The sequence below is a fragment of the Pseudomonas sp. S2_E01 genome, from assembly GCF_054668365.1.
Window position 1 is genome coordinate 215,261 of record NZ_CP162762.1, and the last position, 25,292, is coordinate 240,552.

Below are 25,292 nucleotides of genomic sequence, written 5' to 3' on the forward strand. Positions count from 1 at the left end.
GAGCGAACGGCGGTAGAATCAGCGCACTTTAGTTATCCACAAGTGGCCGACCTTTGCTTATCGAGTCCCGTCGCCGCGCTTATTTGACCGCCATGCAGGTGGTCAACTGGCTGCCGCGTACCGAATTGCCCTTCGCCGCCCCCTCGCGGCCCGAGTTGCTGGAGATGCCTTCGCCGCTGGTCGACGCCCCCCTGGCGCCCGTGGTCGTGGCGGACGCGCCTGCCCAGCCGGTGGCCAGGCCTGTCGAGCGAGTGAAGATCGAAGTGCCGAGGCCTTCCTCGCCGAGCACACGCATTGCCACACCCCCGGTGGAGGAGGAAGCTCCAGCGGTCGTCAAGCCGACGCCCGTGCCGCCGCCGCGTTTCGCGCTGCAATTGCTGCGTGCTGGTCGATGCCTGCTGCTGGTGGAGTTACCCACAGGCGAACGCTTCCAGAGCCGCGATCCGGCGTATTTGTTGCTCAAGGACATGCTGCGCGCCGCCGGTCTGCCGGACAGCCCGCAGATTGTCGGCGACCCGGTGCGCTGGCCGCTGCTGGCCCGGGGCACCATGGATCAGGGCCCGGAAGCAGCCCGCGACTTCGTGCAGGGTTTTCTCTCGGCCCGGCTGGAGGACGCGCCGTGCGTTTGCGTGTGGCTGATCGGCCTGCCAGCGGTGCGTTTTGCCGGTGAGAGCAATGCTGAATCATTCAACCGAGAACTCCAGGTCGACGGCCTGGGTTCGGTTTGGGCCCTGCCGGGCCTGGAGTTGTTAATGGAAGAGCCACAGCGTAAGGCTGATGTCTGGCAAGCCATGCGTCGGCTGATGGCGCGCTGGAAAGAATCGAATGACTGACGCTGTATCGTTCCGCCCGATGACTGAGGCGGACCTCGAGGCTGTGCTGAAGATTGAATACGCAGCGTATAGCCACCCATGGACACGCGGGATTTTTCTCGACGGGCTGGGCAAATACCAGATATGGCTGATGTTCGAAGGTTCGCAACAGGTGGGCCACGGGGTGGTGCAAATCATCCTCGATGAAGCGCACCTGCTGAACATCACGGTTAAACCGGAAAACCAGGGCCGCGGCCTCGGGTTGACGCTACTGGAGCATTTGATGTCGATTGCCTATAAGGCCGAGGCCCGGGAGTGTTTCCTCGAGGTTCGCGACAGTAATACTTCGGCGTTCAGGCTTTATGAGCGGTATGGGTTCAACGAGATTGGCCGACGTCGGGATTACTACCCGGCGGTGGGTGGGCGTGAGGATGCGGTGGTGATGGCCTGCACCTTGGTGGAGTGAACGCCTGAAAGCATCGTCGGAACCCCGCCCGGAGAAAGCTCGCTCCGGGAGGCGTTCCGACGATAACGATCCTGTCAGGGCTTGCCATCCAAAGGCCTGCGGCGCGCCAGTTCAGCCTCATCCAGCCCGTCACCGCCGCCGATTTCATTCTCGTCGACCACGCTCAAATCCCAATCGGCTTGACCGTCATCCCCTGCCTCACGGGCATCCCGAGCACCGTCCTCGCGGATGAGAGTCTCGGGGCTCAGGTCATCGTCGGTGGCTTCGTGGTCAGCGGTCGATGCGCCGGTCATTCCGGCTTCTCGTACGCGCTCCTCAGGCATCAGCTGCTTGCGCTCCTTTTCCGGCAGTTCATCGCCGATTTTCGCGCTGGGCTCTTGCTCGTCGAAATCCAGCTCATGCATCGATCCCATGCGATCTTCGTTGTCATCAATGGGCTCTGGTTGCGCTGCGTCAAATGGACGTCGTGAATCAGTCATGGCAATTCCTCATACTGTGGTCCTTACTTGGGTGGACCCACTGGGCTGCCCAGAATTCCGCCGGCATGGAACACCGGTAATATGCATCTACGGCAATCTGCATCTGATGCGTGACCTCGACGGACGGTTGTCTGTCAAACCAGCGCATCATTATCGAGGCTTCATGCATGAACGAATTACAAGATCTGATTGATAACAACGCGCGTTGGGCTGACGCGATCAAACAGGAAGATCCTGATTTCTTCGCCAAACTGGCCCGTCAGCAAACCCCGGAATACCTGTGGATCGGCTGCTCCGACGCCCGTGTGCCGGCGAACGAGATTGTTGGCATGCTGCCTGGCGACCTGTTCGTCCACCGTAACGTCGCCAACGTGGTGCTGCACACCGACCTCAATTGCCTGTCGGTAATCCAGTACGCCGTTGACGTGCTCAAGGTCAAACACATCCTCGTCACCGGCCACTATGGCTGTGGTGGTGTGCGGGCCTCGATGCAGGACCGTCAGTTCGGCCTGATCGACGGTTGGCTGCGCTCGATTCGTGATTTGTACTACGAAAAGCGTGAAGAACTGGCCACTTTCGCCACCGAGGAAGAGCGGGTCGACCGCTTGTGCGAACTCAATGTGATCCAGCAGGTGGCCAACGTCGGCCACACCAGCATTGTGCAAAATGCCTGGCATCGCGGACAGAAACTGTCGATTCACGGTTGCATCTACGGCATCAAGGACGGTCGCTGGAAAAGCCTCAATGCCACCATCAGTGGTTTCGAGCAGTTGCCGCCGCAATACCGACTGCGCCCGATCGACGCCCCGTAACAACCGTCAACCCGGACCGGGGCTGCGCCGTTTGCGAAAGAACAGCTGGCCATTGGCATTCGGCATTTCGTCGTAGCCGGTAATCCAGCCCCGGCATCCCGGTGAACCACAGCGGCAGGCAAACTGCCGCTGCAGTTTGTCTTCGGTCATGGCGAGGTCCATCGTCAAGCGATCTCCCTTTTTGATGTCCTTCAACGCCCATAACCACAACTCACTCATATCGAGAAACACGTTGGGGTCGCAGCTGTGGTTGAGCAGGCTGCAGAAGAGGGGGGCGAAGACGTGGATCCCCGGCGCGAGCTGGCGGGTGTGCAGGCTGCGATAAGGCAAGAGTTGGCCGGATACCCGGCAAACCCGGCCAAGTCGCAGGAAATCACGCAAGGCCGTGACCGCCACTGCAACACCCTTGGCGTTGGTGACGATTTCAAAATCGTGACGGGAGGGGAAACCACGGTGGACCGGCAACCTGCTGGACGCGTAGATGCCGCCGTCGGTTGATGATTGGGTAACCGGCTGTTTTGTCTGGGCAGTCATAACGGTCCCTGTTGTCTGGGTGCTGCGACCTCCGGCAGCTGACATCCTGTCAACTCTGCGGCACATGGGTGTGGCGCAAGCCTCTCGCAAATAGGCGGGTTGGTCTACTGTCACATCTGACAGGAGAAAAGCGCGCATTTGCATGTCCGCCTGGGCTTACATGCGGATGCGCGTTTTTTTACAGGTGAGCGGCAGCAGGTGCCGCGGTCGCGGGTGTCGGAACCTTGAGTTGCTTGAGTTGCGCCTTGATCGGTGCTGATGTGCATTTGGCAGCGGCCTGCGCAGGCGTCAAGTCGCGAATCGAGGTGTAGAACAGTTGACAGGTCTTCTCTGCCTGAGCGACTTGCCAGGTCTGGGTGCAGGTTCGTAGCTCGATGTCCGGATTGCTGTCGGGTTCGCGGCCCATGGTGGCTTGCCAGCACGACGCGGCCAGATCCTGGCCCATGACTTTGAGGCCCGCCGCATCGGCCTGTGCCTGTGCATCCTTGCCGGTGTAGCTGTCCGGGTCCGCCGCATACCAGATATAACTGGGGTGGTTGGCGCCCAATACCGGCACTTTCAGCGCGCCGGTCGGGTTGATGCTGACCAGACCCAGTACATTCACGGTGGGCCCGTATTGCTGCTTGATCCAGGTCCGTACGGGCGAGCCAAAGGCCACCATTGGCAATGCCGTGCCGCTGGAGGTCTGGCTCAGTTGCTTGACCATGGTGGTCTGGTAGTCCTTGAAGTAGTCATAAACCCCTTCCAGGTCCTTGCCGGCGTTGGAGGGCGCGGCAATCGGAGCAATGTCGATGATGGTCTGGTAAGCCGGTGTCTGCTCGGCGGCGACGCCGTTGATCGTCAACAGCGAGGCCCAGCGGTCGGTTGTGGCCGATTTCAGATAATCCTGCGCCTGGGTCAGCGAGTAATCCGGCGGGAAGTGCAGCAGTTCGACGCTTCTGCGGTTTTCCAGGGCCATGCCCAGCGGCAGGAACAAGTACCAGTTGTACGCCCACTTGCCGTCGGCATTGAGCTTGCTGGCGCCGGTGTAGGCCAGATCGCCCGCATCGAGCAGCGCGGTCAGCGGCTTTTCATAACGGGGCGGCACGCCGAGGATTTCGGCGTGTAGCTGGCCGTTATCGTTTTTGACCTGCACCTTCGCATCGCTGTAGCCATCGCGCTGCACGCTTTGTGTCAGGTAGTGTTCCACGGTCTGCTCCAGCGTCCAGTTGCGAAAGCAGATCACGTTGCAGTTGTTGGGGTAGGCGAACAGGCGGGTGACGCGCTCGGTACTGCCCAGCTTCAGGCCGACATCCGCATGGGCAGCGGTGTTGAGGGTGAGGGCGGCGAGGGTGAGTCCAGCGAGTTTTAACATGCTCAGATCCTTGTCAGCGTGTGGTCCCGATAGAGAGGCGAACAGAAACAGACCCGCGAAAAACAGTGCCGATAGCACGATCGGCCCTGTTTCTTTATGGCATGACTGGAGGCGTGTACGCCAGCGTCGTCCCCAATGCCCACAGCAAAAACAGCACGAGTGGTGTGTGCACCAGCAGTTGCACGAAGGAGAAACCGATCAGGTCCCGCGCCTTCAAACCCAACACGCCGAGCAACGGCAGCATATAGAACGGGTTGATCAGGTTCGGCAGCGCCTCGGCCGCGTTATAGATCTGCACGGCCCAACCCAGATGATAGTTGAGGTCGGTCGCCACCTGCATGACATACGGCGCTTCGATGATCCATTTGCCGCCGCCGGACGGAATGAAGAAACCGAGGATCGCCGAGTACACACCCATCAACAGCGCGTAAGTATCGTGCGAGGCGATCTGTACGAAAAAGGTCGAGATATGGTGGGCCAGGGTCTGCGCATCGGTGCCCTTGACAGTGGTCATCAATGCGGCGATCGAGCCATACAACGGAAACTGGATCAGCACACCGGTGGTGGTCGGCACCGCGCGCGCCACCGCATCAAGGAAGCTGCGCGGACGCCAGTGCAGCAGTGCGCCCACCATGATGAACAGGAAGTTGTAAGTGTTCAGCCCCGAAATCGCTGTGATTGCAGGTTTGGTCGAGAATTCGTGGAACAGCCAACCGGCGGCCAACAGCACCAGCACGATCGTCAGCAGTGGGCTGTGCTCCAGCCATTCGCCCGGACGGGTGCGCGGTTGCAGCGGTGGCAGGTTGAAGCTCGGGTCGACGCCGCAGGCCTGGGCATCACGGGCCGACTTGGGACCCGGCGCGGTGGCGTAGGCAATGATCAGCGAGATCACGATCAGCGCCAGCAGCATCACGCCGGACTGCCAGAGAAAGATCGTCTCGGTGAAAGGAATCACCCCGGTGATCGATAGAATGGACGGCGGGAGGCTGGCCGGGTTGGCCTGTAATTGCGCGGCAGACGACGACAGGCCCAGGGCCCACACAGCGCCAAGCCCCAGATAGGCGGCCGCGCCGGCTGCGCGATAATCCATTTTCAGGTCGGTACGGCGGGCGAGTGCGCGTACCAGCAAGCCGCCGAACACCAGCGACAGACCCCAGTTCAACAGGGATGCGACCATGGAAATCAGGGCAACCCAGGCAACGGCGGAACGGCCGTTGCCTGGGATGCGTGCGAGGCGGTCGATCAGTTTCACGGCGGGTGGCGAACTGGCCACCACATAACCTCCAATCACCACGAACGCCATCTGCATGGTGAATGGGATCAGGCTCCAGAATCCGTCACCGAAGGCCATGGCGGCGTCGGTGGGCTTGGCCCCCATGAACAAGGTCGCCACGGCGACGATGATCACCGCCAGGGCGGCGAACACCCAGGAGTCGGGAAACCAGCGTTCGGCAAAGTTTGAACAGCGCAGGGCAAAGCGGGCGGAGCGGGTATCTTCGATATCAGCGGCCACAGGAGTACCTCTATTTTATGTTTGTTATGGTCTTCGGGGCTGCAAAGGCCCGTCTGGACAGATGCCCACAGTAAAACAATCGGTCACGTTTTGTGACAACGTTTCTGCCTTTCAGGACTATGGTCTAACGGGTTGTTCGCTGGCGCATTTGCGTAGACCATGTGCGCCTTGGTTTTTGCCTACGCCAGAGTTCTTTTTGATGATTGCCCCTAACGAATCGCGCCCGGCCCCCTTCAGCCGCTCGGACTACAAGACCCTTGGCCTTGCGGCTCTGGGCGGTGCGCTGGAAATCTACGATTTCATTATATTCGTGTTTTTCGCCCTGACCCTCAGCCAGCTGTTCTTCCCGCCGGAAATGCCTGAATGGCTGCGGCTGCTGCAAAGTTTCGGGATTTTCGTCACCGGCTATCTGGCCAGGCCGCTGGGCGGGATCCTGATGGCGCATTTCGCCGATCGTCTGGGGCGCAAGAAGGTGTTCAGCCTGAGCATCCTGATGATGGCGCTGCCGTGCCTGCTGATCGGGATCATGCCGACTTACGCCCAGATCGGCTATTTCGCCCCGCTGCTGCTATTGGCCCTGCGGATTCTGCAAGGGGCTGCGGTGGGCGGCGAGGTGCCAAGCGCCTGGGTGTTCGTGGCCGAGCACGCGCCAGTCGGCCATCGTGGTTACGCCTTGGGTTTTTTGCAGGCAGGGCTGACCTTTGGTTATTTGATCGGAGCGCTGACGGCGACCTTTCTGGCGCAGGCGTTCACCCCGGAGCAAATCCTCGATTACGCCTGGCGCTACCCGTTCCTGCTGGGCGGCGTATTTGGCGTAATAGGTGTCTGGTTGCGCCGCTGGCTCAGTGAAACGCCGGTATTCATTGCGATGCAGGCCAAGCGCGAGGCCGCGGTCGAATTGCCGCTGCGCACGGTATTGCGAGAGCATCGCCTGGCGATCCTGCCCGCCATGATCCTCACCTGCGTGCTGACCTCGGCGGTGGTGGTGTTCGTGGTCATTACCCCGACCATGATGCAGAAAACCTTCGGCATGACCGCCGGCCACACCTTTGCGTTGAGCGCTTTGGGCATCGTTTTCCTCAATATGGGTTGCGTGCTGGCCGGGTTGCTCGTCGACCGCATGGGTGCCTGGCGCACGGTGTTGCTCTACAGCCTGCTGCTGCCACTGGGTATCGGCCTGCTTTACACCTGCCTGATCACCGGGGGGAGCTGGCTGGGTCTGGCGTACGCGATTGCCGGCCTGTGCTGCGGCGTGGTGGGCGCGGTGCCGTCAGTGATGGTGAACCTGTTCCCGGCGCGCATTCGTGTCTCCGGGATTTCCTTCACCTACAACATTGCCTACGCCGCCTGGGCGAGTATCACACCGCTATTGTTGATCGGACTGATGCCGTGGAGCCCGTGGATCTGCGTGATTTTCTGCGCCGTAATGGGAGCTGTGGGGGTCAGCAGCGCGATGTATTTTGGGACGCGTATACCGAAAACCGAAGCGTGCCCAGCGGCTGAGGCCATCTGATTGCGCGCTGTGACAATATTTATGTAGGACAATCCTCAAAGACGCTTCAGAAACTACCGTGTAGGCCGATGGCTAAGCTGTAAGCCGCTATTTATCCTGCCATCGGTGCTTTCCCATGTTCAACAAACGCTTGAAGCAAGAACTGTCGGACCTTCGCGAGGAGCTTTCCTGCCTCAAGCAAGTCAAGGAAAGCCTGGAAAGCGAAATGCTTGTCTTCACTCTCGATGCCGATGCACGGATTCAGTCGGTCAATCCGAACTTCCTCACCGAGATGCTCTACAAGGAAAGTGACCTTGTTGGTCATCAACTCGACGACTTTGTCCCGGCTCACGTCAAGTCCAATGAGTTCCACCAGCGTTTCAAGCAAGCGCTAAGCCGTGGGGAACATTTCGCCGGTGCAGTGCGCCTGCTCCGTGGTAACGGACAGGAAGCCTGGTTGCGGTCGATCCTGCAGCCTGTGCGCTCTTCGGACGGAAAGATCAGGAGTTTTTCGATTTTCTCCAGCGATCTCACCCGCACCATCGAAGCCTCCCGTGAGCATGAGAACCTGATCGGTGCGCTGGTGCGTTCGACCGCCGTGATCGAGTTCGACCTGCAGGGCAATGTGCTCACGGCCAATGACCGCTTTCTGAACGCCATGGGCTACAACCTGGCGCAGATCAAAGGCAAACATCACCGCACGTTCTGTGACGCGCAGGAATACAACAGCTCCCAATACCAGGAGTTCTGGCGTCGCTTGAACGCCGGCGAGTTCGTGGCGGGGCGCTTCAAGCGTATCGACAGTCACGGACGTGATGTGTGGCTGGAAGCCTCCTACAACCCGGTGATCGATGCCAATAACAAACTCTACAAAGTGGTGAAATTCGCCACTGTGATTACCGATCAGGTCAACCAGGAGTTGGCTGTCGCCGAAGCCGCCAACATCGCCTACGGTACTTCGCAACTGACCGATCAAAGTGCGCAGCGCGGTACCACCGTGGTCACCCAGGCGGTCAATGTGATGCGCGATCTGGCCAAGCATATGCAAACCGCCGGCGACGGCATCGAAGCACTGAACGAGCAATCGCTGGTGATTGGCACCATCGTCAAGACCATCAGCGGCATCGCTGAACAGACCAACCTGCTGGCGCTCAACGCCGCCATCGAAGCGGCACGGGCCGGTGAGCAGGGGCGCGGTTTTGCGGTGGTGGCGGACGAGGTCCGACAACTGGCGTCGCGTACCAGCCAGGCCACGGATGAAATTGTCCTCGTTGTTCGTCAGAACCAGGACATGGCGCGTAACGCCGTGTCGCTGATGACCGACGGCAAACTCCAGGCGGAGCAGGGCCTGGCACTCGCGGCAGAGGCCGGTACGGTGATTGTCGAGATTCAGGACGGTGCGCAGAAAGTGGTGAATGCCGTCGGGCAGTTCGCCAATCAACTGTCGACTTGATCCCTGCGAACCGGGCGCAAGTCGCTACAATCGGCTCTTTTCCCTGGAGCAGATGTCCATGAGCGCTTCCCATCGTCGCCCGGTTCCCTTGGCCAAGGCCTACCGCCTGCTCAACCACGGGCCGACCGTGCTGGTCAGCGCGGCCCACGGCGGGCAGCGCAACATCATGGCGGCGGCCTGGGCCATGCCGCTGGATTTCGAGCCCCCCAAAATTGCCGTGGTACTCGATAAATCCACCTGGACCCGGCAATTGCTGGAAGCGTCGGGCGCGTTCGCCCTGAACGTGCCTTGCGCTGTGCAGGCCGACATCGTGCAGACCGTCGGCTCGATCTCGGGCCTGGAGCTGAACCGAGACCAAGGCCGAGACAAGTTCCAGGCTTATGACCTGCAGGCGTTCAACGGCGAGTTGATCGACGCGCCGCTGCTCGAAGGCTGTGTAGCCTGGCTCGAATGCCGGCTACTGCCCGAGCCCGGCAACCATGAACGCTATGATCTGTTCCTGGCTGAAGTGATCGCCGCCCATGCGGATGAGCGCGTGTTCAGCGACGGCCGTTGGCATTTCGAGGGACACGATGCGTTGCGCACCTTGCACCACGTGGCCGGCGGACACTTCCTGACCATCGGTGATCCGGTGGATGGAAAGACGCTGGCGCCGTAACGCCTTTGCGTCAGATCCAGACGTCGTTCTGCGCCGTCCGTTCGCCGCCTTCGTTGCCCGTATTCAATACGCCTCGGGGTTCGATCAGCAGCAGTTTCACTTCCTGCTCGGCGCAGGGTTTGTGCTCGACACCTTTGGGGACGACGTACATTTCACCGGCATTCACCAGCACGTGACCATCGCGAAAGTCGATGCGCAACTGGCCGTCCAGGACAATGAACGTCTCGTCGGTGTCGAGGTGGTCATGCCAGATGAAGTCTCCCAGCAGCTTCACCACCTTGAACTGGTAGTCGTTCATTTCGGCGATGACCCGCGGGCTCCAGTGCGGGCCGATCCGGGAAATTTTTTCAGCGAAGTTCAGGCTTTTATAGGCGTTCATGACACGGCTCTCGTGGTTATTCGTGCAACCACGATAGTCAGAGCGTCGGGTTGATTCTTGAACGATTGTGCGTGGGTCAGCGCCGGTGCATCTTTATCCAGCGCGCCGGCGACATGCCGAAGGTTTTGCTGAACTGACGGGTCATGTGGCTCTGGTCGGTAAAGCCAGCGATCAGCGCCGCATTGACCAGCGGCTGGCCCTGCATCAGCAGCGAGCGAACCAGGTCCAGTCGGCGCATGGTCAGGTAGCGATAAGGGCTGGTGCCGAACAGCAGGCGAAAATCGCGCGACAGGCTCCAGCGATCCCGACCGCTGTGGTGCGCGAGCTCTTCCAGCGTCACTGTGCGATCCAGTGCGCTGTGCATGTATTCCCGGGCACGCTCTGCCGCCACGTAGTCGAAGTTGTGATGTTTGGCAGCGCTGCCGCTGACAGTGTTCAAGGCTTGCGCCAGATCAAACAGCGCGTCCTGCGCTTGCAGGGGTTCCATTGGGCAATCGAGGCTGTGCAGCAATGCGGCGCTGGCGGCAAATAGGCGAGGGTCGTTCGATATCCCATCCTTGATGAAAGGCAGGGGTTTGCCGTCGAGCATTTGCTGGATCAACGCCGGCTCTATGTACATCATCCTGTATTGAAAGCCGTTCTCGGTCCCGGCTTCGCCGTCGTGGGCTTCATCCGGGTGCAACACGATCGTCCCGCCGGGCAGGCTATGGCGCCAGCCACCGTGGTATTGGAAACGCTGCACGCCGGACAGGGTATGACCGATGGCGTAGGTGTCGTGGCGATGCATCTCGTAACCATGGCCTGCGAAAAACGCCTCGAAGCGCTGCATGCCGCCGACGTCGGGGGCGCGGTGGAACCAGTCGTTGCGAAGGGGAGGGCTGGCCATGAAGACGCCGTTTCTGGACGAGACAGGTAATACGTTAACTCAATGATCAGTCGATTGTCTTCCGGCGGGGCAGTCGCTTTATTCAGTAGAAAATGGAGAGCAGATGGCGCATTGTGTTGAGCCTCTTCTTGAACAACGAAAGGGATGACGGAGCATGGAAGTCTCGAGCTACGCAGCGCCGTTGCTGTCTTTGGCGCTTCTCTGGACAGTCGCGGTGGTGACGCCGGGGCCCAACTTTTTCAACGTCGCGCAACTGGCGGCCAGTCAGTCCAAGCGCCACGGTGTCGTAGCCTCGCTCGGCGTGGCGACTGGCACCGTGTTGTGGGGGTTGGCGGGTGGTTTGGGTATCAAGTCGCTGTTCAGCGCAGCACCGATGCTGTACCTGAGCTTCAAGATCGCGGGTGGTTGTTACTTGATCTACCTCGGGCTGAAACAGTTCAAGCGCAAACCGCCGATGGCTGTCAGTGATACCGGCCTGAGGGGCGGTGCAAGCCGTACGTTGTTATCCGTGTATGGCCAAGGGTTTCTCGGCAACATGACCAATCCCAAAGCCGCACTGTTTGTCGCGACCATTTTTGCGACGGCCATGCCGGCAACGGTGCCTGCGACATTATTGGCGCTGGCCGTTCTGACGATGGCAACCTTGTCGTTCAGTTGGTATTGCAGCGTGGCGTTGTTGTTTTCCAGTCGTCGAATGGCGAAGGGTTACGAGCGTTCGCGCAAATGGCTGGATCGTTTTGCCGGAAGTTGTTACCTGCTTTTCGGTGCGCATCTGGTAGCCAATCGCTGAAAGGCGTCTAGGTGGCGGCGCCCATTTCAGCTACGAGGGTTAACGCAGGGTGCTTGTGAGTCCATCTCGACGGTGTTGGCGTCGATTGCGTCGTACTGCTCGTGAGTGCCGACAAATTTTATGTAAACGGCCCCGAAGCGATAGGCAACAGCGACGACCCACCGCAAGTCATTTCCCTTGATGTTGAACACGACTCTGCGGCTTTTGAGAATGTAAAACTCAATCCCCCAACGCCTCTCCCTCCCGCCGTGGATCCGCGCCACCAGCCAATGCTGCATTACCCTGTGCATCCCTGACCCGAACAATCGCCTGGGTGCCGCTGGTCATGTCGATCTCGGTCACGCTGTGGCCCTTGTCTTTCAATGCCTGAATCAAGCCAGCGCTGAACTGCCCCTGTTCCAGTTCGGTCGGGCCGTTGCGGCTGCCGAAGTTGGGGAGGTTGATGGCAGTTTGTGCGTCGAGCTGCCAGTCGAGCAGGCCGATGGTGGATTTGGTGACGTATTCGATGATTTGTGAACCGCCGGGGGAGCCGAGGGTGGCGAGGAACTCGCCGCTTTGTCGATCGAAGATCAGGGTCGGCGCCATGGAGGAGCGGGGACGCTTGCCGGGTTCTACGCGGTTGGCAACTTTTTTCCCGTTTTCTTCGGGGATGAACGAGAAGTCAGTCATCTGGTTGTTGAGCATGAAGCCCTGGACCATCAAGTGAGAGCCGAATGCGGACTCTACCGTGGTGGTCATCGACACCGCACCGCCCTGGTCATCTACCGCCACCACTTGCGAGGTGGAAATGCGCAGGGGCGACCGGTCGGGGGCGTAGGCCACCTGAGTGCCGGGCGGGTTTCCGGGTTTGGCGGTGCCCATACTGCGTTCGCCGATCAGGGCGGCGCGGCTGGCCAGATAGACGGGGTCGACCAGGCCTTTGACCGGGACCGGTACGAAATCACTGTCGGCGACATACTGCGCACGGTCGGCGTAGGCCAGGCGTTCGGCTTCGGCAATAAGGTGCACGGCTTGCGGAGGGGGTTCAAGGCGGGCGGGTTGTACACTCTTTATCGGTTTCAGTGGCGCCAGGGCGTAGCGCGAGTCACGGGCTTCCAGCGCTTGCAGGGTGCCGAGTGTCTGCGCCACGGCGATACCGCCCGACGACGGTGGCGCCATGCCGCAGACCTGCCAGCGTTTGTAATCGGTGCACAGCGGCGCGCGTTCCTTGGCGGAATAACCTTTGAGATCGCTCAGCGACAGACTGCCTGGATTAGCGTGGCCCTGCACCTTGGCAACGATTTCCTCGGCGATGGCGCCGGTGTAGAGCGCGTCGGCGCCTTCTTTGGCGATGCGCTTGAATACTGCGGCGAGCGGCGGGTTTTTCAACAGTGTGCCGGTCGCTTTCGGGCTACCGTCGGTGTTGCGAAAGTACGCCATCATCTCGGGCGAGCGCGCCATCGACGAGTCGGCCGCGATCAACTGATGCAGGCGTGGCGAGATGGGGAAGCCGTGGTCGGCAAGCTTGATCGCAGGCTCGAACAGTTGCGTCCACGGCAGGCGCCCGTATTGTCGATGAGCCATCTCCAGCGCCCGCAGCACACCTGGCGTGCCCACGGAACGACCGCCAATCTGCGCCTGGGTGAACCCCATCGGTTGCCCATCGGCTTGCAGGAACAGCTTCTCGGTGGCGCCGGCCGGCGCGGTTTCGCGACCGTCGAACGTGCGCACCTGTTTGCCATCCCAGAACACGATGAAGGCGCCGCCACCGATGCCCGATGACTGCGGTTCAACCAGTGTCAGCACCGCCTGCATGGCAATGGCCGCATCAATCGCCGAGCCACCCTGGCGCAGCATCGCGCGCCCTGCTTCGGCTGCGAGCGGGTTTGCGGCGGCAGCCATGTGCCGGGAGGCGTGGCGCGTTTGCAGGTCGGTACGAAAGCCCGACGCGGCCTCCGGCGCGGTGGGCAACGTCGAGGCGGGCGGAGCATGGCATGCGGTGAGGGCGACAACGACCAGCGACAGGGCTGACAGGCGGAAACGATTCAGGGCAAGGGCTGAGATCACGCGAGGGCACTCCGTCCGTGGGAAAGGTCAGTGGACTTTATCGGCGGACGGTAAGTGACGCAAACCTGCAGGCATTTTCTTCAGGCATAAAAAAACGGCCTACCTTGCGGTAAGCCGTTTTTAGTACTTGGTGGCTACACAGGGACTTGAACCCCGGACCCCAGCATTATGAATGCTATGCTCTAACCAACTGAGCTATGTAGCCAAGTGGCGCGCATTATTCACCGCTAATGCAGAAGCGTCAAGCGTAAAAACAAAATATTTCTCCACAGTTTCAACCGCTTATCCGCAAAGGGTGAAAAACCCCTTCCTGCCGCGATCATCCGAGCTGAAATCTCCCGGTATTAGTACTCAATGCCTTGCTGCCGTGGCTCAACGTGTCCGCCGCCAGGTTCACCGCCCGTGCGCCTTCGAGCAAGCGCACCGCCGCCTGATCGACCTGCTGGATGTTGCTGCTGACTTCATCGGCGGTGCTGGCTTGCTCGTCGACCGCCGTGGCGATCTGCGTCAGGGTGTCGGTAACGCTTTGCACGGCGCTGGCGATTTCCCCCAGGCGCTCGCCCAGGCCGGTGACGGCTTGGGCGTCTGACTGCGCTTGACCACACGCGGCCTCCATCAGGCTCACGGCTTCATCGACGGTATTGCGCAGGCTGTCGACGGTGCCGGCGATCTGCGCCGTGGAAGTCTGGGTGCGTTGTGACAGGCTGCGCACCTCATCGGCGACCACGGCGAAACCACGGCCCTGTTCACCGGCACGGGCGGCTTCGATGGCGGCGTTGAGCGCCAGCAGATTGGTCTGTTCGGCGACGCCGCGAATGGTGTCGACCACCAGTTGAATCTGCTGGCCTTGTTCACTGACGCGCCCAAGCGCCGCCGCCGTTTCATTCAAGCGCTGGTTGAGCTGCTGGATGCTCGCGGTGGTGCGTTGGCTGTCGCGGCTGCTATCAGCGGCGATGCGCTGGGTGTGCTGGGCGCTGCCGGAGGCCTGTTCACAGCTCTGGGCCACGCCTTGCGAGGTGGCAGCCAATTGCGTGGCGGCGGCGGCGATCTGGCTGATCTGCAATTGCTGCGCTTCGACTTCATTCAGGGCGCCGCTGGAATGCTGATTGAGCGTGCGCACCGCATGACTCAATTGCAGGGTCTCGTGATCGACTCCCAGCAGGCTCGTGCGCAGTTGCACCACGGCAACATTGAGCGCCGTGCTGATTGCCGCCAATTCATCGCGCCCCTCAACCGCGACTTGCAGGCTCAGGTTGCCGTCGCGCAGGGCTTCGGCCAGCAGCGTAATGCCGCTGGCGCTGCGGCGGATCGAGGCCTGCAAACAGATGAACAGGTACAGCGCTGCCAACAACAGGCAGCCAAAGACAGCCGCCACCACAATGAACTGGCGGATTGCCGAACCCTGGTAATCATCCAGGCGCTGATCCAGCGACACCAACGACTGCTGACGCAATGTGGCGAGGTCACCGAGCAGGGCGTCGAGACCGCGCTCGAATTCCTCGGGCTTGAGCTGGATGCTGCCGCCGAACACGCCGTCGTCCAGCACTTTCAGTTCGGCGTCGAGGTTTTTCAGGCTGTCGTGGTAGTGCCCGGCCCAACTTTGCAGGTTGCTGGGCAGACGCGCCTCCAGCAAGCTCGCAGTTTTTACAAGCTGTTCGCGGGCATCGCCGATGCGGCTGCGCAGGTCGCGTAGTTGCAGGCGGCTCTGCAGGGTGAATTGCCCGGAGACCACCGAGGCCTGACCGACACTCGCCAGCCGGCCGACGCGCTCGATCAGGTCAGGCGCGTGCTGGGTGGAAATTTGAGTCAGCAGGTAGGTTTCCAGCCATGGCGCCAGGGTCAGGCGATTGTCCATGGCGATCTGTTCGCGCAGCGCTTGCAGGGCACTCAAGGCGTTCGTGAATCGATCATAACCGTCGGGCCACCAGCCCACGCTGCTCAGGCTTTTTGAATCGAGGCCGTCGAGCGCGGTTTGCAGGGCCTGAAAGCGGCCCAGGGTCTGGGTGTCGGCACCTTCGGTTTGTAGCGTACCAGCCAGGTCGGTGGTGGCCTGGGTGAGAGCGGGCTGCACGGCGTCGAATGCCGACACGGCGGCGAGGGTCGCAGGTGTCGGCTGGCGATTGGTCTCGGTGGCGCGCCAGCGGGCGGCGCGGTCACGCTGGGCGGACAGCAGGTTATCCAGTGCGTCGAGTGCCAGCAGTTGCCGCACGCCGGCCCGTTCGCCGGAGATCAGGCTTAACTTGGCCCGGTAGTCCTGGCCAATCATCAGCAGGCTGCCCGCCAGCGGCAGGATAAACAGCAGGAACAACAACTGAAATTTGCGGGCAAAGCCAAAACGACCCAACAACGAAATACCCGGCGATAAAAAAGCCTGCATGCCCCACGACTCCTGTGGGCACCACGCACCATTGGCGTGCGTCGAAGTCATTGCGACCGCGACTCGTGCCCCTTTTAAAGGCCTCGGAAGTTCACCCTGGTCAGCTCTGTAGGCCGATTCTGTAGCGAAACTTCCCATTCTCGACGTCCTTTGTAAGAACGCCGCGTTGAAGCCAATAACAAGGCAAGATTCAGACCATGGCGATGGGCTATTACCTTGTGGGAGCGGGCTTGCTCGCGATTGCGGTGTGTCATACGCAAATGAATTGCCAGACACACCGTCATCGCGAGCAAGCTCGCTCCTACAGGTCAACATGTTCCGTTCGTTAGCTGCCTAAGGGGATGGCGCATCTGCACCGAAAAATGGCACATTGACGCACCTGCCCGTGTGCACCCATCTGTTGTACGGAAATTCCCATGGCTATCAGCAATGCCCAGACCGGCACGACGCCGGCGTCCGCGACCCCACAAAGCAGTCCCCTGGTCATGTCCATCATCGGCGCCGTGGCGCTGGCGCATTTGATCAACGACCTGATCCAGTCAGTGTTGCCGTCGATCTACCCGATGCTCAAGGACAATTACGGCCTGACCTTCACCCAGGTCGGCCTGATTACCTTGACCTTCCAGTTGACCGCCTCGCTGTTGCAGCCCTGGGTCGGTTACCACACCGATCGCCATCCCAAGCCCTGGCTGTTGCCGGCCGGCACGGTGTGCACGCTGATCGGCATCCTGATGATGTCGGTGGTTGGCAGCTTCCCGCTGATCCTGCTGGCGGCCGGGTTGATCGGTATCGGTTCGTCGACCTTCCACCCGGAAGCCTCGCGCATCGCGCGCCTGGCTTCGGGCGGACGCTTCGGCCTGGCGCAGTCGACCTTCCAGGTCGGCGGTAACGCAGGTTCCGCGTTCGGCCCGCTGCTGGCGGCTGCGATCATCATTCCGTTCGGCCAGGGCCATGTGGCGTGGTTCGGCCTGTTCGCGGTGTTTGCGCTGTTCGTGCTCTACCGCATCAGTCGTTGGTACGCCAACCACCTGAGCCTGTTCAAGCTCAAGCAGGGCCATGCGGCCACCCACGGCCTGTCGAAGAACAGGGTGATCAGTGCCCTGGTGGTGCTGGGCCTGCTGGTGTTCTCCAAGTATTTCTACATGGCCAGCCTCACCAGCTATTTCACCTTCTACCTGATCGAGAAGTTCGACCTGTCGGTGGCCAGCTCGCAACTGCACCTGTTCCTGTTCCTCGGCGCAGTGGCGGCGGGCACCTTCTTCGGTGGGCCGATCGGCGACAAGATCGGCCGCAAGGCGGTGATCTGGTTCTCGATCCTCGGCGTGGCACCGTTCACCCTGATCATGCCGCACGTCGACCTGTTCTGGACCAGCGTGCTCAGCGTGGTGATCGGCTTCATCCTCGCCTCGGCATTCTCGGCCATCGTGGTGTACGCGCAGGAGCTGGTGCCGGGTAACGTCGGTATGATCGCTGGAGTGTTCTTCGGCCTGATGTTCGGCTTCGGCGGGATCGGCGCGGCCTTGCTGGGGCACCTGGCGGACATCCACGGTATCGAGTATGTGTACTTCCTGTGCTCGTTCCTGCCGTTGTTCGGGGTGCTGGCGATTTTCCTGCCGAGGACCAGGAAGGCCTGATAAATCCGGCCTGTGAAAAATCCCTGTGGGAACAGGACCTGTGGGAGCGGGCTTGCCCGCGATTAGGGTGTGTCATCGAGCGAAGATGAGACTGACACTCCGCCATCGCGGGCAAGTCGAATCGTCGCACCGCCGCTCCCACAGGGATTGCTTCCACAGTTTCAGATTGTGGTCAGTTCAACCATCCGCCTTGAGCCTGATCGTCGCATCCAGCCCACCCTGCTCGCGGTTGTACAGCGACAGGTGATCGCCATGGGCCCTGGCGATGGTTTGCGCGATGCTCAGGCCGCTTGATCAAACCACACCATCGCGGGCCTCCTTGGCTTGCGCCTCGAAAGTTTCCCAGCGTGCGCTGAGCCTTCTTTGCATATCAGCGAGAGTTTCGGCATCAAAGATCGAAGTCGGCGTCGGTCGCGGTTGGGAGTGACGGCTGTCGGCCACCATCACGCCGTTGACCTCCTTGAGCAGCACCAACTCCCGTCGGTTGGCTTCGCCGAAGAACACCATCCGCTCACTGAAATAGGTGCCCCCACGCTCACGGCCTTTGGCGTAGAGGAACCAGGCGCGCGAGTCGTGAACCTGATCGTCGAACAAGGCACGCAGTAATCCGGTGGCTTCTTGCGCATTACGGCTTTCATCCACGTTGTGGCGCGTTTTTTCATCGACGTGGTTGCGCTCGAATTTGGGCGGTGGGAACAGCTGGCTGACGCGCTTCATGCCCAGGGCCTTGATCGCCGCGCGCTCGGCTCGCACTTTCACAGTCATTTGATTGAGCATGATTGCCGGGAGGAGCGTCAGGGCTGCCAACCAGAGCACTATGGTTTCAATGTTGTCGATGTTGCGGTAGTCCAGGCTGAACTCCTGAGCGGCCTCGCGCAGTTGGGTCTGCGCCATGTCAGCGTCGAAGTCCTTGACGCCGGGCTCCATGGGTTTCTTTTCGGTGCCCGGGACACGTTCGTTGATCAGCTGTTCTTTTCGGATGTTTTTGATGGCGTTCTGTTTTGCTTCTCGCGCTGCCTCGGCTTTTTGCTGCACATAAGGATCGACTTGCGTGTCGCTTGCTTGTTGGTAAAACGCTGTTTGTCGGAGGCTGGAAAAACCGTAACGGTCGATGCGCCAGGCAGTGATCCAGCCCAGTTGGTTGCGCATGGCCTCTTCCAAAATGGTGGAGGCTGAGAGGGGTTCGTAGTAGTCCGTTTGCTCGGGGCTTAATGGCTGGCGAACTGGGAGCAAATTCAGAGTTATTTCGCGCCAAGCGTTGAAGCGTTCAGCCAGCACTGGCGAAACACCAAAAGCCTTTACCAAGTCGTCCTCCATTGCGCGCCAGTGCTCGGTTGACAATCCGACGGGTAAAGAGTGCTTTGGTACTTTCAGTGGCGCACCATGTGCGAAAGCGTCAGCGTACAAATCATTTAGCGCGATCTGCGAAAGCAGCAATCCATCTCCCTCCCAGGAAACAGAACTCAAAGCTTTCCCCTGATCTCCCGGCGGGTACCCTCCACCCACATCCGAATGCACCCCCGGATAAATCACTTCCATGGAGTTGACCGGATAGCCACCACCCGCCCGGCGAATCGACTCCGATGGAAAACACAACCGCTGCTCATGACTGGCCACCAGATGCAGGCAGCGCTTGACCAACCGGTCTGGTATTTCCTGGCTGCTATCGGCCCAGCCCATATGCCCGTCTGCCCCAAACGCAATATCGGCGAGACCCACCGACGCCACGGTGTCCAGCAACCCCAGGTACTCGACGCTGACGGGGAGGGTCAAGTCCTTGAAATTCAGCGAGGGCGTCGTGGCACTGCTGTCCAGCAACTGGTTGAGCCAGTTGACGAAGGCTCTGGCCGCTGCCGCACCGCGGGAAAATCCATACACATAGAGCTTGATGCCCAACAGTTTCGGGCGCGCCGGCAAATTGTCTTCCAGCGCTGTGCGTAGGGGCTGTTCAAGGGCTGCCAGCTGTTTATCAAACACGTTAGCTCGATTGGTCTCCCCGCCGGACTCCATCCCCACCAACGTACCCATGGCTTTGACGGAGCCGAGCAGCGCAGCGTTATCCATTCGGGGTAAATCCAGGCTGCGCCTGAGCGCATCGATGATCATCAACAACGCCCAGTTGATGCGTTCCTCGCCATACCACCCGGTAGCCATGCCCAGTTGGGTGTAATCCAGGTCACCCACTTCGGCAAAAGGTGTGCCGACACCGGGCATGTAGTATTTGAAATACTGGTTGTTGCCCGCGCTTGTGAAATCAATCAGTCCCCTCGCCTTGCTGCTGGCGTGCCCGGTGCCGCCCGCGTGGCCGGTGCCAATGCTGGCGCGGAACATCCTGGCGATATTGGTCGGGTTCGGAGGCGTCGACAGGTAGAGATCGTTGTTGAGGTTGTTGCCAGTGCCGTCGAAGCACAGACTGATGTGCAGCGTCTTGCAGCAGGGTGGCAAGACCCTGTGGCCAGCCGCTACGCTGAGAGCATCATGGTGACCAACTTCCCATTCGGCCTGGCGCCGCAGGTTCTGGCGAACTTGCCCCTCTCGGCGGGGCAGACGGCCTTGCACGGGATAGGGTGAGGGATACCAAACGCTGACATGGTTTACTGCGGACATGATTGTGGCTCCGGCAGGTTCAACGGGGTTTTGATGGGATATTCGGGGCTGCCATAGCCGTAGCAGGAGGTGGTGACTTGAAGTTCATCGCAGGGCAGGAAGTGCACGGTGAGTCCGCAGACTTTTTGGCCAGAATAGTCGGGAACAGGTACCACTTGGCTGTGCCGACGTTTTTGTGCGTCGATCCGCTCTACCCATTCAAGATACTTTGGCCAGTCACCAAAACCTGGGAAATCGTCGGAGTATGCAACTCCGGTTTCCCACTCAACACGCACCGTCATCCCCGGCTTCCACCGCGAAGACGCGATGTAACAACACCCTCCACCGCCCCCCTGATAGGGACCAATAATGTCCAACCCCGAGCGACCATTGACCGCGAATTGATTGATCGCCCAGTGAGTGTGGTTGATCGCTTCGAGGGTTCCCGCCGAGGTGTTTTGGGCGGTTAAAACCGACACCAGAGCCCCGAACAGAACGGCGCGACAACTGCCGCTTGAAAATATCGCCTTAGAGTTCATTCCCTCATGACGCGCAAGGTTTTGACGGGCGTGTCCCTCTCGACGCGGCAGACGGACCTGCACGGGAAAGGCAGGTGGATACCAAACGCTGGGATGATTCACTGCGGACATGATTGCGGCTCCGGCAGGTTCAACGGGGTTTTGATTGGATATTCGGGGCTGCCGTAGGCGTCGCAGGAGGTGGTGACTTGAAGTTCATCGCAGGGCAGGAAGTGCACGGTGAGTCCGCAGACTTTTTGGCCGGAGTAGTCGGGGATGGGAACGTATTTGCTGTGTTGGCGTTTTTGGGCATCAATGCTGTCAAGCCAGGCATCGTATTTAGCTTCGTCACCGAAACCGGGGAAACCTTTCGAACTGCCAACTCCAGTCTCCCACTCAATACGCACCGTCATACCCGGCTTCCACTGAGAAGGGGCGATGTAACAACACCCTCCACCGCCACCCTGATACGGACCAATAATGTCCAACCCCGATCGACCATTGACCGCGAATTGATTGATCGCCCAATGGGTGTGATTGATCGCTTCGAGGGTTCCCGCCGAGGCTTTTGGAGGAGTTACAATTGACACCAGAGCACCGAATAGGACGGCGCGATAACCGCCGCTTGAAAATGTCGGCATGGGGTTCATTTCCTCATGTCGCTGGAGGAGCTAACGCCAGCACCCAGCAACCTGCCGAGGAGGTAACTATCACGTTCCGAAGTGAGCGACAGTCCGTTCTGGAGTGCTTCGAACAAGGCCAGGCAGCACGCGTCAAATCGCTGCTGGGCACTCCAGTCGCTCGGCAGCGCTTCATGAAGATCTTCCGTCGCTTGCAGGGCGTCGCAGATACAAGCAAACGCTTGCAACTGCACGTCACTGAGTTCGATGTGAGTGAAGTTGTGTGGGCTCGGCGGCCTGTCAGGGTTGCCCATCAACCACCGAGGTTCACCATCGATATCCAGCCAGCTCCAGAACAACGCCGGGCGTAACAACACTTGCTGCTGGTCGACTTGCAGCACATGGCTGAACAGCAATGGAAATATCCGCGGATCGTAGTAGCGCAACAGCCCCAATCGCCCCGCATGGCGGGCTTCCAGGCATTGACCCAGATTTTCGGCCAGCACTTCAAACGGCCAGCAGGACGCCAGCACCAACAATTGCGATCGATTGTTCAGGAATTGGATCAGTCCCTTCAGCCATTGCCGCTGAAGCGGCTGCGCAAGATCGACCCGCACCAACAAAGGCGCCAGATCCTCGGCACTCGCCTCGGGCAGCCCAGTGAACAACGATTGCCAAGGCAGCGCGGGCTCGACGCTGAGGACACTGGACAACATCGGTGCACCGCCCGCCTGGTCGATGATGATGTCCAGGCAGGTGATGGAGGCCTCGGCGCAGGACGATTTCAGTTGTTCGAGCCAGGTATCACTGATGCTCGACGTCATGCCTGGGCCTCCCTGTACGCAATTAGGCGCGCAACAGGGATCGGCTTACGGTCGCGCGCCCAGCGGTTATGGCGGCTGTGGTCGAAGAAGATCGGGGGTGCGTTCATGCTCAAGCCTCCCTGGCCTGGTTGGCGCGGGAGGTTGTTTATCTACCCGCGGTGGATGCGGGACAGTGTTCAAGGGATGGAAAATAGTTGAAATAGGATGCTTCTGATGGTCGTGTAGGAAGCGTCCAAATGTTACAGCGTGAGATCCGTAGGAAGTTTCCAGATCCATACGAGTATCTGAAAACGCGACCTTTTCTGTAGGAGCGAGCTTGCTCGCGATGGACGCAAGAACACCGCGGGGCATCAGGTGTCCAGCGTATCGTTGACGACCATCGCGACGGTTCGACGCCTCGACGTGCTCGCTCCTACAGGGTTGCGGAGCGTCATCGTCCACAACCATCGTGGTGGGTCGACACCTGCACACCAATTGCGGGCCAAAGAAAAACCCCCTGGGAGGTTGAGTCCCAGGGGGTTTTGTCTGTCCGCCGTGTAAGAAAGCGACTTACACGTTGAAACGGAAGTGCATCACGTCGCCGTCCTTCACGATGTAATCCTTGCCTTCCAGGCGCCATTTGCCGGCTTCCTTGGCACCGGCTTCACCCTTGAACTGGATGAAGTCGTTGTAGGCGATCACTTCGGCACGGATGAAGCCTTTTTCGAAGTCGGTGTGGATCACGCCAGCGGCTTGTGGTGCGGTGGCACCAACGCGCACGGTCCAGGCGCGGACTTCTTCGACACCGGCGGTGAAGTAAGTCTGCAGGTGGAGCATTTCGTAGCCGGCGCGGATCACGCGGTTCAGGCCCGGTTCTTCAAGGCCCAGGGCTTCGAGGAACATGTCTTTCTCTTCGCCGTCGTCGAGCTCGGCGATTTCCGCTTCGATCTTGTTGCAGACCGGAACAACCACGGCGCCTTCTTCTTCGGCAATGGCCTTGACCACGTCCAGGTGCGGGTTGTTTTCGAAGCCGTCTTCAGCAACGTTGGCGATGTACATCACCGGCTTGGTGGTCAGCAGGTGGAAGCCCTTGATCACCAGCTTCTCGTCGCTGCCCATGTTCTTCATCAGGCTGCGCGCCGGCTTGCCTTCGGTGAAGTGAGCGATCAATTGCTCCAGCAGACCTTTCTGGACCACGGCGTCCTTGTCGCCACCCTTGGCATTGCGCGCGACTTTCTGCAGTTGCTTCTCGCAGCTGTCGAGGTCGGCGAAGATCAGTTCCAGGTCGATGATCTCGATGTCGCGTTTCGGGTCGACGCTGTTGGAGACGTGAATCACGTTCTCGTCTTCGAAGCAGCGGACCACGTGGGCGATGGCATCGGTTTCACGGATGTTGGCCAGGAACTTGTTGCCCAGGCCTTCACCTTTCGACGCGCCGGCCACCAGGCCTGCAATGTCGACGAATTCCATGGTGGTCGGCAGGATGCGTTTTGGGTTGACGATGGCGGCCAGGGCGTCCAGACGCGGATCCGGCATCGGCACGATACCGCTGTTCGGTTCGATGGTGCAGAAGGGGAAGTTCTCGGCCGCGATCCCGGATTTGGTCAGCGCGTTGAACAGGGTGGACTTGCCGACGTTAGGCAGGCCGACGATGCCGCAATTGAATCCCATGGTGTTTCCCCTCGGATTAGAGTCAGGCCTTCTGGCTGTGCAGGTTTTTCATCGCGCGGTTCCATTCACCGGCGAGGATATCCGGCAGCACGCCGAGGGCAAAGTCGATGCTGGCATCGAGTTTTTCCTGTTCGGCGCGAGGCGCGCGACCCAGGACGAAATTTGAAACCATACTGGCTACGCCCGGGTGGCCAATGCCAAGCCGCAAGCGGTAGAAGGTATTCTGATTACCCAATTGCGCAATGATGTCGCGCAACCCGTTGTGACCGCCGTGACCGCCGCCCTGTTTAAGCTTGGCAACGCCCGGAGGCAGGTCGAGTTCGTCATGCGCCACCAGGATTTCTTCGGGCTTGATGCGGAAGAAACCGGCGAGTGCCGCCACGGCCTGGCCGCTGCGGTTCATGTAGGTGGTGGGAATCAGCAGACGAACATCCTGACCCTGGTGCGAATAGCGCCCGGTCAGGCCGAAATATTTGCGATCGGCGACAAGGTTGACACCTTGTGCGTTCGCGATGCGCTCAACAAAAAGGGCCCCTGCGTTATGCCGGGTCTGTTCGTATTCAGCGCCTGGATTTCCCAGGCCAACGATCAGTTTGATGGCAGTCACGATAGGGGCCCTTCCTTGAAGTGGTGGATAACATCGCCGCCGGTGCAAGTGGCGGACGAAAAATGCTCATTTACCATGAATGTAAACTCCGCGTTCCCGCCCGCTTTCTCGCTACGTTCCAGTCCGCGATGTTTCCGTCACTCCGGCGTACAGAGTGAAATTACTCTGCAGCGCCTTCTTCGGTAGCTTCTGGAGCAACACGTGGAGCGTGGACGTTGGCAACAGCCTTGTCATCGCCGTGTGCCAGAGCAACGAACTCAACGCCTTTAGGGGCTTTGAGGTCGGACAGGTGAATGATCGAACCGACTTCGGCCTTAGCCAGGTCGACTTCGATGAATTCAGGCAGGTCCTTGGCTTCGCAGGAAACTTCGATCTCGTTCAGAACGTGAGAGATTTCGCCGCCTTTCTTGACCGGAGCTTCTTCGTTGATGAAGTGAACCGGTACTTTTGCAGTCAGTTTCTGGCCAGCAACAACGCGCACGAAGTCAGCGTGCATGATGAATTGCTTGGCTGGATGACGTTGCATGGCTTTAACGATGACGTTTTGCTTTTTGCCGTCAACGTTCAGCTCGATAACGTGGCTGTAGGCCGCTTCGTTTTCGAACAGCTTGGCCATTTCCTTGGCCACGATGGTCAGGGATTCAGCAGGCTTGTCACCACCGTATACAACGGCCGGGATGTTCAGAGCGTGACGCAGGCGGCGGCTCGCACCTTTCCCCAGGTCAGTACGCGCTTGAGCGTTCAGAGTAAAGTCAGTCATTTTGTATCTCCAAAATAGCCATCACCGGTTGGCGTTTGCGAC

General features: G+C 59.9%; 22 protein-coding genes, 1 tRNA gene and 3 pseudogenes. 9 read left to right on the top strand and 17 right to left on the bottom strand.

Going from position 1 to position 25,292, the window contains the following annotated elements; genetic code table 11:
• Positions 1-92 precede the first annotated feature (92 nt).
• A complete protein-coding gene (locus tag AB4O36_RS01040; protein WP_460142098.1) occupies positions 93-833 on the top strand; it encodes an energy transducer TonB in 741 nt (246 codons plus the stop codon).
• Complete coding sequence (rimI, locus tag AB4O36_RS01045; RefSeq protein ID WP_460120875.1) at positions 826-1,278, top strand: ribosomal protein S18-alanine N-acetyltransferase; 453 nt, start codon at positions 826-828, stop codon at positions 1,276-1,278. Before AB4O36_RS01040 ends, rimI begins: the two co-directional genes overlap by 8 nt.
• Before the next feature lie 74 nt (positions 1,279-1,352).
• Here rimI and AB4O36_RS01050 read toward each other — a convergent pair whose 3' ends face one another.
• The gene (locus AB4O36_RS01050; protein WP_460140901.1) at positions 1,353-1,757 is read right to left on the bottom strand and encodes a serine kinase/phosphatase; all 405 of its coding nucleotides are present in this window, start codon (positions 1,755-1,757) and stop codon (positions 1,353-1,355) included.
• 167 nt (positions 1,758-1,924) lie between these two features.
• On the opposite strand from AB4O36_RS01050, the gene can reads away from it, so the two are divergent.
• On the top strand, positions 1,925-2,569 hold the full coding sequence (gene can / locus AB4O36_RS01055) for a carbonate dehydratase (RefSeq protein ID WP_460120879.1): 645 nt from the start codon (positions 1,925-1,927) through the stop codon (positions 2,567-2,569).
• A 6-nt stretch (positions 2,570-2,575) separates the two neighbouring features.
• Here can and AB4O36_RS01060 read toward each other — a convergent pair whose 3' ends face one another.
• From AB4O36_RS01060 to AB4O36_RS01070, 3 genes are all read right to left on the bottom strand, one after another.
• A complete protein-coding gene (locus tag AB4O36_RS01060; RefSeq protein WP_460140902.1) occupies positions 2,576-3,103 on the bottom strand; it encodes an SET domain-containing protein-lysine N-methyltransferase in 528 nt (175 codons plus the stop codon).
• Positions 3,104-3,281: 178 nt separating this feature from the next.
• Positions 3,282-4,457 (bottom strand): hypothetical protein, encoded by a 1,176-nt coding sequence (locus tag AB4O36_RS01065; protein ID WP_460140903.1) that lies wholly within the window; start codon positions 4,455-4,457, stop codon positions 3,282-3,284.
• A 94-nt stretch (positions 4,458-4,551) separates the two neighbouring features.
• Complete coding sequence (locus AB4O36_RS01070; RefSeq protein ID WP_460120884.1) at positions 4,552-5,970, bottom strand: short-chain fatty acid transporter; 1,419 nt, start codon at positions 5,968-5,970, stop codon at positions 4,552-4,554.
• Positions 5,971-6,169: 199 nt separating this feature from the next.
• Here AB4O36_RS01070 and AB4O36_RS01075 point away from each other — a divergent pair, with 199 nt between their 5' ends.
• From AB4O36_RS01075 to AB4O36_RS01090, 4 genes and pseudogenes are all read left to right on the top strand, one after another.
• On the top strand, positions 6,170-7,483 hold the full coding sequence (locus tag AB4O36_RS01075; RefSeq protein ID WP_460140904.1) for an MFS transporter: 1,314 nt from the start codon (positions 6,170-6,172) through the stop codon (positions 7,481-7,483).
• Positions 7,484-7,688: 205 nt separating this feature from the next.
• Positions 7,689-8,369 (top strand): annotated as a pseudogene (locus AB4O36_RS01080) (PAS domain-containing protein); the annotation flags it as partial.
• 111 nt (positions 8,370-8,480) lie between these two features.
• Positions 8,481-8,915 (top strand): annotated as a pseudogene (locus tag AB4O36_RS01085) (methyl-accepting chemotaxis protein); the annotation flags it as partial.
• A 58-nt stretch (positions 8,916-8,973) separates the two neighbouring features.
• Positions 8,974-9,573 carry a flavin reductase family protein gene (locus AB4O36_RS01090; protein ID WP_460140905.1) on the top strand — a complete coding sequence of 200 codons (600 nt, stop codon included), beginning with the start codon at positions 8,974-8,976 and terminating at the stop codon, positions 9,571-9,573.
• Between the two features lie 10 nt (positions 9,574-9,583).
• Here the strand turns inward: AB4O36_RS01090 and AB4O36_RS01095 are convergent, their stop codons facing one another.
• Both AB4O36_RS01095 and AB4O36_RS01100 read right to left on the bottom strand, forming a co-directional pair.
• Complete coding sequence (locus AB4O36_RS01095; protein WP_460120888.1) at positions 9,584-9,952, bottom strand: cupin domain-containing protein; 369 nt, start codon at positions 9,950-9,952, stop codon at positions 9,584-9,586.
• A 76-nt stretch (positions 9,953-10,028) separates the two neighbouring features.
• Positions 10,029-10,838 carry an AraC family transcriptional regulator gene (locus AB4O36_RS01100; RefSeq protein ID WP_460140906.1) on the bottom strand — a complete coding sequence of 270 codons (810 nt, stop codon included), beginning with the start codon at positions 10,836-10,838 and terminating at the stop codon, positions 10,029-10,031.
• Between the two features lie 154 nt (positions 10,839-10,992).
• Between AB4O36_RS01100 and AB4O36_RS01105 the strand changes: the two genes are divergently transcribed.
• Positions 10,993-11,628, top strand: a complete 636-nt coding sequence (locus tag AB4O36_RS01105; RefSeq protein ID WP_460140907.1) for a LysE family translocator — start codon at positions 10,993-10,995, stop codon at positions 11,626-11,628.
• Between the two features lie 26 nt (positions 11,629-11,654).
• On the opposite strand, the pseudogene AB4O36_RS01110 reads toward AB4O36_RS01105, so the two are convergent.
• The 4 genes and pseudogenes from AB4O36_RS01110 to AB4O36_RS01125 all read right to left on the bottom strand — a co-directional run.
• Positions 11,655-11,840: pseudogene (locus AB4O36_RS01110) on the bottom strand (type II toxin-antitoxin system HigB family toxin); the annotation flags it as partial.
• A gap of 7 nt (positions 11,841-11,847) precedes the next feature.
• Positions 11,848-13,674 (bottom strand): gamma-glutamyltransferase, encoded by a 1,827-nt coding sequence (ggt, locus tag AB4O36_RS01115; protein ID WP_460140908.1) that lies wholly within the window; start codon positions 13,672-13,674, stop codon positions 11,848-11,850.
• Positions 13,675-13,802: 128 nt separating this feature from the next.
• A tRNA-Met gene (locus AB4O36_RS01120) sits at positions 13,803-13,879 on the bottom strand.
• Between the two features lie 114 nt (positions 13,880-13,993).
• The gene (locus AB4O36_RS01125; RefSeq protein ID WP_460140909.1) at positions 13,994-16,051 is read right to left on the bottom strand and encodes a methyl-accepting chemotaxis protein; all 2,058 of its coding nucleotides are present in this window, start codon (positions 16,049-16,051) and stop codon (positions 13,994-13,996) included.
• Between the two features lie 416 nt (positions 16,052-16,467).
• Between AB4O36_RS01125 and AB4O36_RS01130 the strand changes: the two genes are divergently transcribed.
• Positions 16,468-17,685 (top strand): MFS transporter, encoded by a 1,218-nt coding sequence (locus AB4O36_RS01130; protein WP_460140910.1) that lies wholly within the window; start codon positions 16,468-16,470, stop codon positions 17,683-17,685.
• A 294-nt stretch (positions 17,686-17,979) separates the two neighbouring features.
• On the opposite strand, the gene AB4O36_RS01135 is transcribed toward AB4O36_RS01130, so the two are convergent.
• The 7 genes from AB4O36_RS01135 to AB4O36_RS01165 form a co-directional block, all read right to left on the bottom strand.
• The gene (locus AB4O36_RS01135) at positions 17,980-20,292 is read right to left on the bottom strand and encodes a T6SS phospholipase effector Tle1-like catalytic domain-containing protein (protein ID WP_460140911.1); all 2,313 of its coding nucleotides are present in this window, start codon (positions 20,290-20,292) and stop codon (positions 17,980-17,982) included.
• Positions 20,280-20,810 (bottom strand): DUF3304 domain-containing protein, encoded by a 531-nt coding sequence (locus tag AB4O36_RS01140; protein ID WP_460126548.1) that lies wholly within the window; start codon positions 20,808-20,810, stop codon positions 20,280-20,282. Before AB4O36_RS01140 ends, AB4O36_RS01135 begins: the two co-directional genes overlap by 13 nt.
• 98 nt (positions 20,811-20,908) lie before the next feature.
• Positions 20,909-21,439, bottom strand: a complete 531-nt coding sequence (locus tag AB4O36_RS01145) for a DUF3304 domain-containing protein (protein ID WP_460120900.1) — start codon at positions 21,437-21,439, stop codon at positions 20,909-20,911.
• Entirely contained in the window at positions 21,436-22,233 is a 798-nt protein-coding gene (locus AB4O36_RS01150) for a DUF4123 domain-containing protein (RefSeq protein ID WP_460120902.1), read from the bottom strand. The genes AB4O36_RS01145 and AB4O36_RS01150 overlap by 4 nt, the downstream gene beginning before the upstream one ends.
• A 549-nt stretch (positions 22,234-22,782) precedes the next feature.
• Positions 22,783-23,883, bottom strand: coding sequence for a redox-regulated ATPase YchF (gene ychF / locus AB4O36_RS01155; protein WP_460120904.1), 1,101 nt, complete (start codon positions 23,881-23,883; stop codon positions 22,783-22,785).
• Between the two features lie 22 nt (positions 23,884-23,905).
• Positions 23,906-24,490 carry an aminoacyl-tRNA hydrolase gene (gene pth / locus AB4O36_RS01160; RefSeq protein ID WP_008037207.1) on the bottom strand — a complete coding sequence of 195 codons (585 nt, stop codon included), beginning with the start codon at positions 24,488-24,490 and terminating at the stop codon, positions 23,906-23,908.
• A gap of 160 nt (positions 24,491-24,650) precedes the next feature.
• Complete coding sequence (locus AB4O36_RS01165; protein WP_460120907.1) at positions 24,651-25,250, bottom strand: 50S ribosomal protein L25/general stress protein Ctc; 600 nt, start codon at positions 25,248-25,250, stop codon at positions 24,651-24,653.
• Between the last annotated feature and the right edge of the window lie 42 nt (positions 25,251-25,292).

Excerpts from the sequence above, each read along its gene's own strand:
- AB4O36_RS01040 (WP_460142098.1), top strand. The coding sequence starts at position 93 with ATGCAGGTGGTCAACTGGCTGCCGCGTACCGAATTGCCCTTCGCCGCC.
- rimI (WP_460120875.1), top strand. The coding sequence starts at position 826 with ATGACTGACGCTGTATCGTTCCGCCCGATGACTGAGGCGGACCTCGAG.
- AB4O36_RS01050 (WP_460140901.1), bottom strand. The coding sequence starts at position 1,757 with ATGACTGATTCACGACGTCCATTTGACGCAGCGCAACCAGAGCCCATT.
- can (WP_460120879.1), top strand. The coding sequence starts at position 1,925 with ATGAACGAATTACAAGATCTGATTGATAACAACGCGCGTTGGGCTGAC.
- AB4O36_RS01060 (WP_460140902.1), bottom strand. The coding sequence starts at position 3,103 with ATGACTGCCCAGACAAAACAGCCGGTTACCCAATCATCAACCGACGGC.
- AB4O36_RS01065 (WP_460140903.1), bottom strand. The coding sequence starts at position 4,457 with ATGTTAAAACTCGCTGGACTCACCCTCGCCGCCCTCACCCTCAACACC.
- AB4O36_RS01075 (WP_460140904.1), top strand. The coding sequence starts at position 6,170 with ATGATTGCCCCTAACGAATCGCGCCCGGCCCCCTTCAGCCGCTCGGAC.
- AB4O36_RS01090 (WP_460140905.1), top strand. The coding sequence starts at position 8,974 with ATGAGCGCTTCCCATCGTCGCCCGGTTCCCTTGGCCAAGGCCTACCGC.
- AB4O36_RS01095 (WP_460120888.1), bottom strand. The coding sequence starts at position 9,952 with ATGAACGCCTATAAAAGCCTGAACTTCGCTGAAAAAATTTCCCGGATC.
- AB4O36_RS01100 (WP_460140906.1), bottom strand. The coding sequence starts at position 10,838 with ATGGCCAGCCCTCCCCTTCGCAACGACTGGTTCCACCGCGCCCCCGAC.
- AB4O36_RS01105 (WP_460140907.1), top strand. The coding sequence starts at position 10,993 with ATGGAAGTCTCGAGCTACGCAGCGCCGTTGCTGTCTTTGGCGCTTCTC.
- AB4O36_RS01125 (WP_460140909.1), bottom strand. The coding sequence starts at position 16,051 with ATGCAGGCTTTTTTATCGCCGGGTATTTCGTTGTTGGGTCGTTTTGGC.
- AB4O36_RS01130 (WP_460140910.1), top strand. The coding sequence starts at position 16,468 with ATGGCTATCAGCAATGCCCAGACCGGCACGACGCCGGCGTCCGCGACC.
- AB4O36_RS01135 (WP_460140911.1), bottom strand. The coding sequence starts at position 20,292 with ATGTCCGCAGTAAACCATGTCAGCGTTTGGTATCCCTCACCCTATCCC.
- AB4O36_RS01140 (WP_460126548.1), bottom strand. The coding sequence starts at position 20,810 with ATGAACTCTAAGGCGATATTTTCAAGCGGCAGTTGTCGCGCCGTTCTG.
- AB4O36_RS01145 (WP_460120900.1), bottom strand. The coding sequence starts at position 21,439 with ATGAACCCCATGCCGACATTTTCAAGCGGCGGTTATCGCGCCGTCCTA.
- AB4O36_RS01150 (WP_460120902.1), bottom strand. The coding sequence starts at position 22,233 with ATGACGTCGAGCATCAGTGATACCTGGCTCGAACAACTGAAATCGTCC.
- ychF (WP_460120904.1), bottom strand. The coding sequence starts at position 23,883 with ATGGGATTCAATTGCGGCATCGTCGGCCTGCCTAACGTCGGCAAGTCC.
- AB4O36_RS01165 (WP_460120907.1), bottom strand. The coding sequence starts at position 25,250 with ATGACTGACTTTACTCTGAACGCTCAAGCGCGTACTGACCTGGGGAAA.